Genomic DNA, 15,228 nt, shown 5'->3' with positions numbered 1-15,228 from the left:
GTTCACTTGTCCGTAGCGGGCTGGGAGACGAACGCGGTCTGGATGAGGCGCACGCCGTTCCTCCGGTCGGACAGATAGGCGCGTCCCGGCGGCAGCGCGTGGGGCCGCACCCCGAACAGCACACCCTCGTCCTTGTGGCCCGACATCATCACGGCCGGGGTCGCCATGTCCTTGAGCCGTTGGAGCACCGGGTCGAACATGGCGCGTCCCGCGCCGCCCATCGCGCGGGCCAGCACCAGGTGCAGGCCGATGTCGCGGGCCTGGGGCAGCAGGTCGAGCAGCCCGCCGAGCGGGTTGGCGCCCGAGGCCACCACGTCGTAGTCGTCGACCACGATGTAGATGTCCGCCCCCTTCCACCAGCCGCGCGAGCGCAGTTCCTCCGGCGAGAGGTTCGCCGGGGGGAGCCGCTTGATCAGCGAATCCCTGAGCTCGCCGATGAACTCGGTGGCGGCCGTCGAGGAGGCCGCGTACCCGATACGGTGCTCGGTGTAGGCGGCGTCCAGCAGCGAGCGGCGGTAGTCGATCACGACGAGGCGGGCCTTCGAGGGCTCGTGACGGGCCACGACCCCCTCGGCCACCAGGCGCAGCAGGTTGGACTTGCCGCTCTCGTTGTCGCCGATCACGACCAGGTGCGGATCGGCGTCGAAGTCGGCGAGCACCGGCGAGAGGGTGCTCTCGTCGATGCCCAGCGGGATGCGCGCACCGGTCTCCTCGGGGCCCGGCAGGCTCTCGGGCGCCAGGACGGCGGGCAGCAGCCGCACCCTGGGAGCGGACGGGCCCTGCCAGGCGGCGGCGACGGACTCGACCATCGCCCGGGTGGCGGCGGGCAGGTCGTCGCTCCGGTCGCCGCCGTCGACGCGGGGCAGCGCGCTCAGGAAGTGCAGGCCCTCGCGGGTGAGGCCGCGCCCCGGCACGCCCTCGGGAACGGCCATCGCGGTCCTGCGGTTCACCTCCGACTCGTAGGCGTCACCCAGCCTCAGCTCCACCCGGGAACCGAACAGGTCGCGGATGGAGGGCCGGAACTCCGACCACTTGTTGGTCGCGGCGACCACGTGGATGCCGTAGCCGAGACCGCGGGCGGCCAGCTCGGTGATCGTGGGCTCCAGCGACTCGAACTCCTGGCGGACCGTGAGCCAGCCGTCGACCACGAGGAACACGTCCCCGAAACCGCCGGGATCCACGGCCCCGGCGGCGATCTGGCGCCGGTAGGCGGCGATCGAGTCGACGCCCAGCTCGGCGAACTCCCGCTCTCGCCGCGCGAGCAGCGCGGTGACCTCGGCGACGGTACGGCGGACCCGGTCGCTGTCCATCCGGTTGGCCACCCCGCCGACGTGCGGCAGGCCCTCCAGCGAGGCGAGCGCGCCGCCGCCGAAGTCCAGGCAGTAGAACTGCACCTCGGCGGGGGTGTGGATGAGGGCGAGACCGGCGATCAGCGTACGAAGCACGGTGCTCTTGCCGCTCTGCGGCCCCCCGGCCACGGCCAGATGCCCGGCGGCGCCCGACAGGTCGAGCCAGTACGGGTCGCGCCGCTGCTCGAAGGGGCGGTCGACGACGCCGAGCAGCGCGTGCAGCCCCCCGCGCCCCTGCCAGTGCGCGGTCGTCAGCCCGTGCTGCGGAGTGACGGACAAAGGCGGCAGGAGCTGGTCGAGCGAGGGCGGCTCGGCCAGCGGCGGCAGCCAGATCCGGTGCGCGGGCGGACCCTGCCCGCCCAGCCTGCGGACCACGACGTCGAGCAGCGTGTCGCGCCCCGCGACGACGCTCTCGGGCTCCTCCTCCGGCTCGGCCTGGCGGGGAGGCGCGATGTAGGCGGGACCGTAGGGGACGATCTGCCGCCCCTCGGCGCGCTCGCGCCGCACGACCCGCCGCTCGGGGGTGTAGGGGCCGGAGACGTACGCGGCCTTGAAACGGACCATCCCCGTGGTGTCGAACTTCAGGAAGGCGTTGCCCGGCGCCGAGGGCAGCTCGTAGGCGTCGGTCACGCCGAGAACCACCCTGCTCTCCATCGCCGAGAAGGTCCGCAGGCCGATCCGGTACGACAGATGGGTGTCCAGGCCGCGCAGCCTGCCCTCCTCCAGCCGCTGCGAGGCCAGCAGCAGGTGAACCCCCAGGGACCTGCCGAGGCGGCCGATCATCACGAAGAGCTCGATGAACTCGGGCTTGGCCGACAGGAGCTCGCTGAACTCGTCCAGCACCACGAAGAGCGTGGGCATCGGGCGCAGGTCGGCCCCCTGCTCCCTGGCCTGCTCGTAGTCGCGCAACGAGGCGTAGTTCCCCGCGGCGCGGAGCAGTTCCTGGCGCCGTACCATCTCGCCGTGCAAAGCGGCGTGCATGCGGTCGACGAGCGGCAGCTCGTCGGCGAGGTTGGTGATGACGGCCGAGACGTGCGGCAAAGAGTCCATGCCCAGGAAGGTCGCGCCGCCCTTGAAGTCGACGAGCACGAAGTTCAGGACCTCCGACGAGTGCGCGACGGCCAGCCCGAGCACCAGCGTGCGCAGCAGCTCGCTCTTTCCCGAGCCGGTGGCGCCGATGACGAGGCCGTGCGGGCCCATGCCGCCCTGCGCGGACTCCTTGATGTCCAGCTCGACCGGGCGCCCGTCGGTACCGACGCCGATCGGCACCCGCAGCCGGTTGCGCGGTGCCCTGGGACGCCAGAGCAGCGCCGGGTCCAGCCCCGCGGGGTCGCCGAGTCCCAGCAGCTCGGCCAGCGTGGTGTCGGCGGCGAGCGCGTCGCCGCCCCCGGCTCCGGCCGGTGAGCCACGCAACGGGGCGAGCCGCCTGGCGAGCCCGTCCGCCTGCAGGTACGAGAACCGGTCGGGCCTGCCGAGCGGGGTGACGACCTCCTTGCCCGCCTGGTCGGTGGTGACCCGGCTGAACAGGTCCTCGGTGACGCGCAGCCTGAGCATCGTCTTCTCGCCCGCCGGCGTGGTGGTGCCGTCGAGGTCGATGAGGGTGACCCCCTCGATCGCGTCCGCGCCCAGCGGGGAGTCCTGCGGGACGTGCCCGCCGTCGATGATCACGATGTGGTACGGGAGCGCGTCGGGGGAGATCCCCGGCTTGAACCGTGCCCGGTTCTTGAAGTCGGCGCCCAGCAGCCGGTCGAGCTCGCCCAGGTCCTCGGTCATGAGGCGGACGGGCCCCGCCGCGTCGGTCTCGTGCGGGTGGAGGGCGTGCGGGAGCCACTTGACCCACTCCCAGTGGGCCATCCACTCCCTGGACGCGCACACCGCGATCCTGAGCTCGTCCGGCGAGTGGAAGACGGCGAGCTGGCCGACGAGCGCCCTGACCATGTCGCGGACGGCCGCCTCGGGGCCGGTGAGCCTCACCCTGGCGAAGGAGTGCAGGGAGATGGCGATGGGCAGGTCGGCCACCGTCGAGTGGGCGCGGACGAAGCGGCGCAGCGCCCCGGCGGACATGGCGTCCAGGTCCTCGACCGGCTTGGACTCCGGCGGTATGAGCTGGATCGCGAGACGCTGGGAGCCGGTGCCCACCCTGACGGCGCCGAAGTCGGCGTCCGAGGGGCGCCGCTCCCACAGGCGGGCGCTCAGCGCGATCGCCCAGAGGGCGTCGGGGGCGGGGCCGTTCCAGTCGAGCGCCTCACGCTGCCTGGCGGCCGCGCGCCTCACCTTGGCGCGGGTCTGGGACAGGTAGCGGAAGTAGTCGCGACGCTGGCCGTTGATCCGTAGCTTGCGCTCCCCGCCCGCCCTGCCCATCTGACCGACGGTCATACCGACCATGGAGAGCGCGAACATGCCGCTCGCCACGTACATGATCGGGTTTCCGCCGCCGCCCCCGGCGAACATCAGCCCCATCGCGGCGCCGCCCGCCACCATCGGCAGGTACATGAGCACCTGCGTGAACCCCGCCGAGGTGGTCTCCGGGATCTCCGGCGGCGACTCCAGGAGGATCTCGCCGCGCGGTGGTGCCGGGGGTGGGCGCCGCTCAGGACGCCGAACGACCACTATGCCCACTTCGCCCCCGATGTGAGTTAAGCAAATATCGTGCAGTCCGGATCACCGTAGCGAAACCGCCCCCGATGTTCGACGGGGTCTTCGAGAACGTCCCGGGACCGATACCGGATGATCGCGGGGATGACTCCACCACCCGTGACCGGATGACCGGGGGGACTCCACCGCCCATGGATCGGATGATCGCGGGAGGACTCCACCGCCCGCGGACCGGGTGGTCGGCGGGGTGAACACCGTGCGGCTCGCCCCCGACGGGTGCCGGATGATCGCGGAGGTGGCTACCATGCGCCCTGTGAACCAGGTGACCGCAATCTCCCTGTGCCGCATCACCGTCGTCACCCCGCGCCGCCGGGTCGACCTGGCGGTGCCCTCGGACCTCCCCCTCTCCCATCTGCTGCCCGACCTGCTCGCCGCCACCGGCGAGAGCGCCGAGGAGGTCGCGCCGGTCGGAGGATGGGGACTCCAGCGGATCGGCGCGGCACCCATGCCCCCCGGCGCGAGCCTGAACGAGCTGGGCATCAGGGACGGCGAGGTCCTCTACCTGCTGCCCCGCTCGTCCCAGCTGCCCGAGGCGGTCTTCGACGACGTCGCCGACACCGTGGCGACCGGCGTCAAGGAAAGGACCGGGCGCTGGCGGCCCGCGCACACCAGGGGCGTGGGGCTGGGCACCGCGGCGCTGTCGATGGTCGCCGCGGCCGTGGTGCTCGCGGTGAGCGGGCCTCCCTGGGGCCCGGTCGTCGCCTTCGCCGGAGCGTGCGCGACCCTCGCCGTCGTGGCGGGCGCCGCGCTCTCCAGAGCCCTGGGCGACGGACGTGCCGGCGCGATCATCGGCTACACCGCGCTGCCCCACGCCTTCCTCGCCGGGGCCTGCGCACCCGCTCCCCCCGCCGGCTCCGCCGCCTTCGGAGCGCCCAACCTGCTCGCCGGGTTCGCGGTGACCGCGCTGGTCGCCACCGTGACCGGCTGGGTCGTCGCCGAGGGCCTGCCCAACTTCTTCGGCGTCGGGCTGGCCGCGGTCATCGGGACGATCTGTTCGGCGGTCGTCATGTTCACCGGGGCGCCCGCCGCCGGTGTGGCCGCGGTGGCCGCCGCGGTGACCCTCGCCTGCGCACCGCTCATCCCGACGACGTCCTTCCGGCTGGCGCGGCTCCCGCTGCCCGCGCTGCCCGCCAACGCCGAGGAGTTGCGTGCCGACACCGAGGACATCGACGGCGCGGACATCCGGCGCCGCGCGACGGAGGCCGAACGGTTCGCGACCGGCCTCACCGCGGGCGTCGCCCTGGTGGCACTGGGCACGCTGCCCGCCCTGCTCACCGCGAGCGGATGGACCGCCCCCGCGACGCTGGTCACGCTCTCGCTCGCACTGCTGATGCGCGCCCGCGTCTTCCAGGGGACGGGTCAGCGTCTCTGGCTGCTCGGCTCGGGGCTGACCGGCCTGCTCGCACTCGTCCTGGGCGTGGCGTTCACCACGCCCGGCTCGGCTCCGGCGGTCACGGTCGGCCTGGTGTGCGCGACGGCGGTGGCGGGCGGGATGGCGCTCTTCCTCCCCCAGCGGCGGCCCTCCCCGTTCTGGGGTCGCGCCGGGGACATCCTGGAGTTCTGCCTGATCCTCGCCCTGATCCCGCTCGCGCTCGGGGTGATGGACGTGTACGCGGCCATCAGGGGCCTGTCGGGCTGACCGGCGACAGCGCATCCCGACCGCGAGCTCGTCGACAGCGGTGAACGCCAGATACCGGTGCCGTTCACCGTTCGCGCTCTTTGCACTGATCGTCGATCACGCTTCTATGCTGTCGGCGACCGCGCACCCGGCGAGGCGGAGGTGGGATGCAGACCCGTCGTGATCTCTATCAGGCGCACAAGCTGATGACCCAGCGCCTGGGCATGGCCCTGCTCCAGGGCGAGCCCGACGTGCCGGAGTCGCCGATGCGCAGGCAGAACGTCGCGACGTTCTGCGGCATCCTGGTCGCGGTGCTGGTGGCGGTGGCGTTCGGTGTCTACGGGCTGCTGCGTCCCGGCGGCGCCACCGCGCTCACCGAGCCGGGGACGGTGATCGTCGAGGAGGAGTCGGGCGCGACCTTCGTCTACAGCGCGACGCGGGGGCAGATGATCCCGGTCGCCAACGTGACCTCGGCCAGGCTGCTGCTCGGCGGCGGGCAGGGGGTGAAGGTCCGCACGGTCACCACGGCATCACTGGCGAGCTTCCCCCGCGGGCTCCTGGTCGGCATCCCCGGCGCCCCCGAGTCGCTGCCGCCCCGCGAGCGGCTCGTCCGCGCCCCCTGGTCGGCCTGCGTGGTCGAGGGCGTGGACACCGCGGGGACACGTATCCCGCACACCTCGCTCGTCGGCGGCTTCTCGGTCGGCGGCACCCCGCTCGGGCAGGACACCGCGATGGTCGTGCAGGAGGGTTCGCAGACCTGGCTGCTCTGGTCGGATCGGCGGATGCGGGTGCCGCAGAAGAGCCTGCGGGCACTGACCGAGGAGCAGCCCCGGCAGGTCCCCGCGGCCTGGCTCAACGCGCTGCCCATCGGCCCCGACTTCAGCGCCCCGGCGCTCGCGGCCCGCGGCAGGGTGATGCGCGGCCCCGACGGGGGGCGCTCCGCCGCGGGCCGGATCTATACCGTGCGGGCCACGTCGGGGGACACCGCCAAGTGGTACGTCCTGCTCCCCGACGGTCTGGCCGCGCTCACCCCAGCCCAGGCCGAACTCCTGCTCCAGGACCCGGCGAGCAAGAGGGCGTACGGCAGGGCGCCGGTGCGCGCCGTGGAGATCGACGCCGCGACCGCGAACGGGATGCGGCGCTCGGCCACCCGCTTCGATCCCGCGGGGCTTCCCGCCACCATGCCCCGGGTCGTCGCCCCCGATCCCGCCTCGCCGGTGTGCGCGGTCTACGCCGAGACCGAGCGCGGATCGACGCGGGCGCGGCTCACCGTCGGCAGCACCATGCGCATTCCCGCACCGCCGGCGGGCCGCTTCGACCAGGACTCGGTGGACCAGGTCGTGCTCCCGCCGGGCACCGCGTCGCTGGTGGGCGTGCTGCCGGGGAACGACAGGCTGGACGCGGTCACCTCGGTCTTCCTCGTCAGCGACCAGGGGCGACGGCACGCGATCACCGCGACGGAGTCGCTGGCGAGCCTCGGCTACACGGCGGCGGACGTCGCGCCGCTGCCCGCGCACATCGTGCATCTGATCCCGCAGGGCCCCGCGCTCAGCCGGACGGCGGCGGGAGTCCCGGTGCCCGTGGGACAACCGTGATCCCCGTTATCAACGGTACATCTGTTCGTTACAGATGAGAGATGCGATGGTTGTCCACTTTGTAATGATCGAAAGACCCATGTCAGTCGAACACCATGGAGGTGTCACGTGGTTCAGAGGACCACCGCGTATCATTCGCGGCTTGGTGAGGCGTCACAGAAGACCGACGACGCCAAGGGCACGATCAACCAGATCAAGACCCAGCTCGACGGCCACCGGGGCGAGCTGCGCTCCGGCTGGGACGGCCAGTCCGCGGTCTCCTTCGACGGCGTGTTCAACGCCTGGAGCACCGAGATGACCAACATCCTGCGCGAGCTCGAGGGCCTGTCGATCAAGCTCAAGAACATCCAGAAGAACTACGAGACGGCCCAGGAGAACCAGACCGCCGTCTCGCAGCGGCTCGGGGCCGACATCAACAGCTGACAGCTCAGAAACGGGGATCACCATGGCTAGCGACTTTGACCGCACTCTTGTCGACTTCGGCCAGATGGACCGCTCTGCCGCTGACTTCGCGCGGCAGTGGCAGATGTTGGAAGGGACCCTCCAGAACCTGGAAGGGGACCTCGACCGGTTGCTCGGCGACTGGGAGGGCGACGCCCGCACGGCCTACTACGGCGCCCGTGCGCAGTGGGACGCCGCGTCCGGCCGGATGGCCGCGCTGCTCCAGCGTCTCGGTGGCGTCATCGAGATCGGCAGGGAGAACTTCGCGAACACCGAGAAGGTCAACGTCACGATGTTCGACGGACGCTGACCCCGCGAACGGGGCGGGTCACGGCGCTGCCGCGGCCCATGTCACCGGGGAGAACCAACCGGGTCACGGCGTCGCCGCGGCCCCTTCAGTAACGGGGAGAGAGGCATGTTACCTCCCGAAGACAGAGTCGCGCCCCCCTGGCCAGGCCTCGACAAGGACCGTCCGGCCGTCGAGATCAAGCGCGACCGGATCAAGCAGCTTCTCAAGGCCCTTGAGGAGGACGTCGCGCGCCTTGAGGGCTCGAACGAGGGCGCCCTGCAGGACATGCGGGCCATGACCAACCTGACCGAGGCCCACTTCGGCACCTGGGACACCGCCAAGGACGTCGCCAGGACCGCGGGCAAGGCCCACATGAAGGTCGGCACGGTATACCAGGACACCATCGTCAAATACCGGGCCGCGATCGAGTTGCTGCGCGTCGCCGCCTACAACTACCAGGACGCCGAGCAGGCCAGCACCACGAACAAGGCGGGCTGAGGCGATGGGCAACGACCACGCGCTTCACCACATCAAGTTCGACGGTGAGGGCCCCCCTGGGATCGGCAGCCGTGGCCACTACAGCGGCTACAGCGCCGAAGAGATCAAAATGATGCTGCAGAGCACCAACCCGCGGGCCATCGAGGACGCGGGCCACGCCTACAGTTCCGCCGCGTCCACACTGCGCGCCAGCCACACCCTCATCCGGCAGATCGCCGGAGAACTCGCCCAGGTCTGGAGCGGTGACGCCTCGATCGAGGCGCAGAACGCGCTCCAGCTGGTCCACAAGACGGTCAACGAGCTGTCCACCCGCTGCGGCCAGCTCGGGCCACCACTGACCCACTACGGCAGGGAGGTCCTTCCCAAGTACATCGAGTACGCCAACAGCAGGCCCTCGATGGGCTTCCTCGACGGGGTCGACTTCCTTCCGGGAGACGACATCGCCGTCGGGAAGGTCGGTGACACGTATCTCTTCACCAACAAGTCGACGAACGACTTCGCCCGCGAGGACCTGATGGCCCTCAACCAGGAGCTGGTCAACCTCTACGACCGCATTCCCGCGACCGTGGAGAAGGACCTGCCCCAGTTGAGCGGCGCGGTCGACCCCGCGCTCACCAACCAGAACTACCCCGGCGGCCTGGGAGGCTACCCGGGAGGCGGGGGTTACCCCGGGGGCGGTGGCATACCCGGCGGCTACGGCGGGGGTGGCGTCGGAGGGCTGCCCGGTTTCTCGGGCGGTTATCCGGGGGGCTCTGGGAGCGGCTATCCGAGCGGGAGCGACTATCCCGGCGTCTCCCACCCCTCCGTCCCGGCCTATCCCGGCGGTCCCGGCGGTCCCGGCACGGGTAATCCGGGTACGGGTCTTCCCGGTCCGGGTGTTCCCGGCACGGGCCTGCCGGGCAACGGCAACCTTCCGCCCGGATACACCGACCCGACGGTTTTGAACCCGAACGACCCACGCGCGGGCCTGGATCCGAACGATCCGCGCAACACCAAGCTGGCCGGTTTCGAGCCCACCGTGCCCGGCCCCGGAACCGGGCTCGGTCCCGGCACGGGAGCCGGTCCCGGTACCGGGCTCGGCCCCGGAACCGGCCTGCCCCCCTACACCGGGGGCGGTGGAGGAGGCGCGGGTCCCACCGTGTTCGGCCAGAACGGTCCCGCGGGGCCGAGTTCCTGGGTCGGCAACGGCGGCACCACCGGGACCGGCGGTGGTTTCGGCGGCGTCGGTGGGGTCGGTGGCCCGAGGGTCGACGGCCGTGGCGGCATGGGCATGGGCGGCATGCCGTTCATGCCCATGAGCGGCGCGGCGGGCCAGGGAGACCAGGACCGCGAACGCTCCACCTGGCTCACCGAGGACGAGGACGTGTGGGGTGGTGACCGCGGTACCGCGCCGCCCGTGATCAACTGATCGGACCGCGCGGGGGGCGCCGCCTTCCCGGCAGCCCCCCGCGCGTTCCGCCCTCCCTCCCCGAGGGGCCGTGATCTCGGCTCCTCATAGAGTGAGGGGATGAGACTCACGAAATTCAGACACGCGTGTGTCCGCCTGGAGAAGGACGACTCCGTCCTCGTGATCGACCCGGGCTCCTTCAGTGAGGAGTCCGCGCTCGACGCGGCACAGGCCGTACTCATCACCCACGAGCACTTCGACCACGTGGACGCCGACCGGTTGCGCCGGGCCGCCGAGGCCAACCCGGCCCTGGAGATCTGGACCAACGAGAGCGTGGCCGCCACGCTCACCGACGTTCCCGCGAAGATCCAGGTGGTACGGCACGGCGACGCCTTCGACACCGCCGGCTTCGGGGTGAAGGCCGTCGGTGAGTGGCACGCCCCCAACCACCCGGACCTGCCGATCGTGCGCAACGTCGGTTTCCTGGTGGACGAGGAGGTCTTCTACCCGGGTGACGCGTTCACCCCTCCGGGTGTCGAGGTGCCCACGCTCCTGGTACCGACCAACGCGCCGTGGATGAAGGCGACGGAGATGGTCGAGTATCTCCGCCAGGTCCGTCCGGCCCGCGCCTTCTCCACCCACGACGGCCTGATCAACGACATCGGGCTCCGGCTGGTCGACATGTGGCTGGAGATGGAGTCGGACAAACAGAAGGCCGACATGCGCCGCCTCAAGCCCGGCGAGTCGGTCACCCTGCCGTAGGAACCTCTCGGCCACCGAGCCGCTCTCCCGCCGGACCCGCGGGGGACATGAAGCGGCCGGCCGGTAGGTGAACCCGCGCCGGTTCCGCACGCCGGGCTCGCGGGGACGTGACCGCCGAGGACACGCCCGCGCGACGGCCCGGCACGCGGACCGAAGAACGCACCCTCAGGGAACGTGCTCGGAGTACGGGCGTGGAGAGCACGCTCAGGGGAACGCGCTCAGGAGGCCGAGGCGATGGTGGCCGAGCCGATCACGGTGTCGCCGAGATAGAGCACGGCCGCCTGCCCCGCCGCGACCCCGGTGGCCGGGTCGTCCAGCGTGATGTGGACCTCCCCGCCGGAGAGCTGGGCACGGCAGCCGTACACCTCGCCGTGGGCGCGGAGCTGGACCGTGCAGGCCAGTGGCTCGCGCGGCTCGTCCACCGGGCCGTTCCAGACCGGCCGCTCCGCGACGATGGTCGTGACCTGGAGGGACGAGCGCGGTCCGACGGTGACGGTGTTGGAGACCGGCTCGATGGAGAGCACGTAGCGCGGGCGGCCGTCGGGGGCCGGGCGGTCGATGCGCAGGCCCTTGCGCTGGCCGATCGTGAAGCCGTAGGCACCCTCGTGGCCACCCACGACCTCGCCGGACTCGTCGACGATCGGGCCGTGCTCCGCGCCGAGGCGGTCGGCGAGGAAGCCTCGGGTGTCGCCGTCGGCGATGAAACAGATGTCGTGACTGTCGGGCTTGTCGGCCACCATGAGACCACGTCGCGCGGCCTCCTCACGGACCTGGGCCTTGGTGGAGTCACCCAGTGGGAAGATCGCGTGAGAGAGCTGCTCCCTGGTGAGCACGCCCAGGACGTACGACTGGTCCTTGCCCTGGTCGGGGCTGCGGCTCAGGACACCGTCCGTGATCCGCGCGTGGTGCCCGGTGGCCACCGCGTCGAAGCCCAGCGCGAGAGCCCGGTCGAGCACCGCCTCGAACTTGATCTTCTCGTTGCAGCGCAGGCACGGGTTGGGCGTGCGTCCGGCGGCGTACTCGCTGACGAAGTCTTCGACCACGTCCCGGTGGAACCGCTCGGCCATGTCCCAGATGTAGAAGGGGATGCCGATCACGTCGGCGGCCCTGCGGGCGTCTCGCGAGTCCTCGACCGTACAGCACCCGCGGGCGCCGGTCCGATAGGACTGGGGGTTGGCGGAGAGGGCGAGGTGGACACCGGTGACGTCATGGCCCGCCTCGGCGATGCGGGCGGCCGCCACTGCGGAGTCGACGCCACCGGACATGGCGGCAAGCACACGAAGACTCATAACCCCTTGAGCCTACCCGCGTCGGGCGCCCACCCCCGTCGGATCAGGAGGCCCCTGGGCCATGAACCGGCTCGCGCCCGGCCGAGAGACCGGGAGCCCTGGAAACACGGACCGCCCCGCCCGAGATTCGGCACGCGCCCGGTACGACGGACACCTGTACGACGAGGATCAGCTCATGCCCGCGCGACGGGCGCGCTCGACGACGAGGCCGATGACCTCGACGAGCCGGTCCACGTCCTCCTCGGTCGAGGTGTGCCCCAGGGAGAAGCGCAGCGAGCCGCGAGCCCGCACCCCGTCGGCGCCCATCGCGAGCAGCACGTGGGAGGGCTGGGCCACCCCGGCCGAGCAGGCCGAACCGGTCGAGCACTCCACTCCCTTGGCGTCCAGCAGCATGAGCAGGGCGTCGCCCTCGCAGCCGGGGAAGGAGAAGTGGGCGTTGCCGGGGAGGCGGCTCACGGGGTCGCCGTTGAGGATCACGCCGGGTACCGCCTGGCGGACCCGGTGGATGAGGTCGTCGCGGAGCCCGGTCAGCCGGGCGGAGGTCTCGGCCTGCCTGGCCACCGCGGCCCGTACCGCCGTGGCGAAACCGGCGACGGAGGGGGCGTCGAGCGTGCCGGAGCGGATGTCGCGCTCCTGGCCGCCGCCGTGCAGCACCGGCATCGGGTCGACGCCCCTGGCGAGCAGCAGGGCGCCGACGCCCATCGGGCCGCCGACCTTGTGCCCGGAGATCGTCAGCGCGTCGACCCCCGAGTCGGCGAAGTCCAGGGGAAGCTGGCCGACGGCCTGGACCGCGTCGGTGTGGAAGGGGATGCCGTGCTCCCGGGCGATCGCGGCGAGCTCGTGGACCGGCTGGATGGTGCCGACCTCGTTGTTGGCCCACATCACGCTGACCAGGGCGACGCTCGCCGGGTCACGCTCGATGGCGTCGCGGAGGGTCTGCGGGTGCACCCGGCCGACCTCGTCGACGTCGAGCAGCTCGACGGTCGCGCCCTGGTGGTCGCTCAGCCAGTGCGCGGGATCCAGGGCGGCGTGGTGCTCCACCGCGCTGATCAGGATCCTGTCGGCGCCCCCGGCGCGACGGGCCCAGTACAGGCCCTTCACCGCGAGGTTGTCGGCCTCGGTGCCGCCCGCCGTGAAGACGACCTCGCTGGGCCTGGCGCCGAGCGCGGCGGCGATGGTCTCCCTCGACTCCTCGACGACCTGGCGGGTGCGGCGACCGGCGGCGTGCAGGGACGACGCGTTGCCGACCCGGCCGAACTGGGCTGTCATCGCCTCGATCGCCTCGGGAAGCATCGGCGTGGTCGCCGCATGATCGAGATAGGCGGGCTTCACGGCCGCATTCCCCTCCCCCACTCGCTGTCAACCTTCCAAGGGTATCCGCGCCCGCCCGGGACCTGATCCCCGAGTTGACCACTAAACCGTCCAGACGGTACAGTAACCGCCATGAGACGGGAAGAGCTGTTGGACGCGGCAGAGGATCTGCTCTGCGACCAGGGCTCTCAGGCGCTCACCCTGGCGACCGTCGCCGAGCGCGCCGGATGCAGCAAGGGCGGTCTGCTCTATCACTTCGGCACGAAGGAAGCCCTGATCAAGGGCATGGTCGAGCGGCTGATCGAGGAGTTCGACGAGCTCATCGCGGCTCAGGGACACGACACCTACACCAAGAACTATCTGGCGGCCACGTTCGCCGCCGTGCAGAGCGGCAGGCTGCGGCGCTGGGCCGTGGTGACGGGAGCCTCCGGCAACCTCTATCTTCTGGCGCCGCTGCGGGTGGCGATGGCCCGATGGCACCGCGAGGGGCTCGACCGCGAGCCCGACCCGGGGGCCGCGCAGATCGTGCGCCTGGCCTGCGAGGGACTGTGGGACGTGGCGAGCCACGACCCCGATCTCTACGACGCCGAGCACTTCGAGGGGCTGAAACAACGCCTTCTCGCCCTGCTGCCCGCCTGAACACCCTGCCCACCTGATCATCCTGGCGCCCTGACGCGCCGATCGGTGGGCGTCTATTCCGATCATTCACCGAGCAGGTGGGCCCCTAAAAACTGGTGGTCGCTTTCGCGTGCGAAAGCGACCGTCTTCGGCATGCCCGCTCCCCGGTTTGTCAAAACATTTATTGAAGGGATTACGTCATGACCCGCGACCTGAGGGCGGCCCGAACCGGGGCGGTTCTCACATTCGTGCTCGCCGGGCTGCTGTGCGGATCGATGACCGTGCGCATTCCGGCGCTCTCCGACAAACTCGGCCTGTCCGAGGCGTCGGTGGGCGTCACCCTCCTCGTGTGGGGGCTGGGAGCGCTCATCACCATGCAGTCGATGCGCGGGGTGATGGCACGCTTCGGCAGCCGGAGCATCCTGCGGGTCGCGGCCCCCCTGACCGCGATCACCCTGGCGCTGCTCGCGGTGGCGCCCTCGTTCCCCCTCGTCCTGGTCGCGAGCGGCCTGTTCGGCATGGCGTTCGGCGCGGTGGACGTCGCGATGAACGCGCAGGGATCGGCGGTCGAGCGCGCCTACGACCGCCCGCTGATGAACGGCATGCACGCCGGCTGGTGCGTGGGGGCGATCTCGGCGGGCCTGCTGGGCACCGTGGCGATCGTGGCCGGGCTCTCGATCACGGTCCACCTCGCCCTGGTCGCGCTGCTCGCGCTCCCCGTGACGGTCTTCCTCGGCCGCTCCTACCTGCCCGACCCTCCGGCGCCCTCGGGCCGTTCGGCCGGGAGCCGGAGCACGACGAGGCGCCGGATGCCTCCGGTGGTCTACCTCCTCGGCGTGATCGCCTTCTGCGCGTTCATGGTGGAGGGCACGATCGCCGACTGGAACGGCCTGTACCTGCGCAACGTGCTGGGGGCGCCGGAGGCGCTCGCCGCCCTGGGCTATCCGATCTTCGAGGCGGGCATGCTCGCCGGACGTCTCGCCGGCGACCGGGTCCGGATCCGCTTCGGGGCCCGCGGCATGACGGTCGCCTCGGGTCTGGCCACCGCCGCGACCTTCGCCGTGGTCATCACGGCCCCCACGGCGCCGATCGCCCTGTCGGCGATGCTGTTCGTGGGCGTGGCCGTGGCGACGGTCTCGCCGATGGCGATGTCCCTGGCGGGCGGCGCGACCGGCGATCCCGGACCCGCCATCGCCCAGACCGGTGCGATGGGCTACGCGGGGCTGCTGCTCGGCCCCGTGATCATCGGTTTCCTCTCCGACCTGGTCACGCTCAGGGTGGGCCTCGGCATCGCCGTGGTGCTCGGCGTCCTGATCGCCGCCGCGGCGTGGTTCCTGCCCCGCTCCCGCGCGGTCACCGTCCCGCTGGAGAGTCCCAGGCGCGAGCTGTCCATGGCGGCCTGACCTCGTCCCGGCC

12 protein-coding genes are annotated in these 15,228 nt (G+C 71.6%); 9 read left to right on the top strand and 3 right to left on the bottom strand.

The genetic code is table 11. The features are described from left to right. Positions 1–2: 2 nt before the first annotated feature. Entirely contained in the window at positions 3–3,968 is a 3,966-nt protein-coding gene (eccCa, locus tag ACFY3D_RS13250; protein ID WP_389978749.1) for a type VII secretion protein EccCa, read from the bottom strand. 289 nt (positions 3,969–4,257) lie between these two features. Here eccCa and eccD point away from each other — a divergent pair, with 289 nt between their 5' ends. From eccD to ACFY3D_RS13215, 7 genes are all read left to right on the top strand, one after another. Then, positions 4,258–5,643 (top strand): type VII secretion integral membrane protein EccD, encoded by a 1,386-nt coding sequence (eccD, locus tag ACFY3D_RS13245; RefSeq protein WP_389978746.1) that lies wholly within the window; start codon positions 4,258–4,260, stop codon positions 5,641–5,643. Between the two features lie 146 nt (positions 5,644–5,789). Further along, the gene (eccB, locus tag ACFY3D_RS13240) at positions 5,790–7,217 is read left to right on the top strand and encodes a type VII secretion protein EccB (protein ID WP_389978743.1); all 1,428 of its coding nucleotides are present in this window, start codon (positions 5,790–5,792) and stop codon (positions 7,215–7,217) included. A 108-nt stretch (positions 7,218–7,325) separates the two neighbouring features. Further along, a complete protein-coding gene (locus ACFY3D_RS13235) occupies positions 7,326–7,640 on the top strand; it encodes a WXG100 family type VII secretion target (RefSeq protein WP_350947590.1) in 315 nt (104 codons plus the stop codon). 22 nt (positions 7,641–7,662) lie between these two features. Then, positions 7,663–7,968, top strand: coding sequence for a WXG100 family type VII secretion target (locus ACFY3D_RS13230; RefSeq protein WP_350947589.1), 306 nt, complete (start codon positions 7,663–7,665; stop codon positions 7,966–7,968). Between the two features lie 105 nt (positions 7,969–8,073). Then, on the top strand, positions 8,074–8,445 hold the full coding sequence (locus tag ACFY3D_RS13225; RefSeq protein WP_362899385.1) for a hypothetical protein: 372 nt from the start codon (positions 8,074–8,076) through the stop codon (positions 8,443–8,445). 4 nt (positions 8,446–8,449) lie between these two features. Next, a complete protein-coding gene (locus ACFY3D_RS13220) occupies positions 8,450–9,853 on the top strand; it encodes a WXG100 family type VII secretion target (RefSeq protein WP_389978738.1) in 1,404 nt (467 codons plus the stop codon). 99 nt (positions 9,854–9,952) lie between these two features. Further along, positions 9,953–10,594, top strand: a complete 642-nt coding sequence (locus ACFY3D_RS13215) for an MBL fold metallo-hydrolase (protein ID WP_389978735.1) — start codon at positions 9,953–9,955, stop codon at positions 10,592–10,594. Between the two features lie 218 nt (positions 10,595–10,812). On the opposite strand, the gene mnmA is transcribed toward ACFY3D_RS13215, so the two are convergent. Further along, entirely contained in the window at positions 10,813–11,883 is a 1,071-nt protein-coding gene (gene mnmA, locus ACFY3D_RS13210; RefSeq protein WP_350947585.1) for a tRNA 2-thiouridine(34) synthase MnmA, read from the bottom strand. A 168-nt stretch (positions 11,884–12,051) separates the two neighbouring features. After that, positions 12,052–13,215: a cysteine desulfurase family protein gene (locus ACFY3D_RS13205; protein WP_362899377.1), complete on the bottom strand. Its 1,164-nt coding sequence runs from the start codon at positions 13,213–13,215 to the stop codon at positions 12,052–12,054. 111 nt (positions 13,216–13,326) lie between these two features. On the opposite strand from ACFY3D_RS13205, the gene ACFY3D_RS13200 reads away from it, so the two are divergent. Both ACFY3D_RS13200 and ACFY3D_RS13195 read left to right on the top strand, forming a co-directional pair. Beyond that, a complete protein-coding gene (locus ACFY3D_RS13200) occupies positions 13,327–13,833 on the top strand; it encodes a TetR/AcrR family transcriptional regulator (protein ID WP_350947583.1) in 507 nt (168 codons plus the stop codon). Between the two features lie 179 nt (positions 13,834–14,012). Next, positions 14,013–15,215 (top strand): MFS transporter, encoded by a 1,203-nt coding sequence (locus ACFY3D_RS13195; RefSeq protein WP_389978731.1) that lies wholly within the window; start codon positions 14,013–14,015, stop codon positions 15,213–15,215. Positions 15,216–15,228: the final 13 nt, after the last annotated feature.

Origin of the sequence: Streptosporangium sp. NPDC000509, assembly GCF_042898365.1 — a bacterium.
In the GTDB taxonomy this organism is placed as follows: Bacteria; Actinomycetota; Actinomycetes; order Streptosporangiales; family Streptosporangiaceae; genus Streptosporangium.
Note: the sequence above shows the minus strand (reverse complement) of the source record. Positions and strands in the feature narration are given on the sequence as shown.

Excerpts from the sequence above, each read along its gene's own strand:
- ACFY3D_RS13200 (WP_350947583.1), top strand. The coding sequence starts at position 13,327 with ATGAGACGGGAAGAGCTGTTGGACGCGGCAGAGGATCTGCTCTGCGAC.
- mnmA (WP_350947585.1), bottom strand. The coding sequence starts at position 11,883 with ATGAGTCTTCGTGTGCTTGCCGCCATGTCCGGTGGCGTCGACTCCGCA.
- ACFY3D_RS13220 (WP_389978738.1), top strand. The coding sequence starts at position 8,450 with ATGGGCAACGACCACGCGCTTCACCACATCAAGTTCGACGGTGAGGGC.
- ACFY3D_RS13195 (WP_389978731.1), top strand. The coding sequence starts at position 14,013 with ATGACCCGCGACCTGAGGGCGGCCCGAACCGGGGCGGTTCTCACATTC.
- ACFY3D_RS13225 (WP_362899385.1), top strand. The coding sequence starts at position 8,074 with ATGTTACCTCCCGAAGACAGAGTCGCGCCCCCCTGGCCAGGCCTCGAC.
- ACFY3D_RS13215 (WP_389978735.1), top strand. The coding sequence starts at position 9,953 with ATGAGACTCACGAAATTCAGACACGCGTGTGTCCGCCTGGAGAAGGAC.
- eccB (WP_389978743.1), top strand. The coding sequence starts at position 5,790 with ATGCAGACCCGTCGTGATCTCTATCAGGCGCACAAGCTGATGACCCAG.
- ACFY3D_RS13230 (WP_350947589.1), top strand. The coding sequence starts at position 7,663 with ATGGCTAGCGACTTTGACCGCACTCTTGTCGACTTCGGCCAGATGGAC.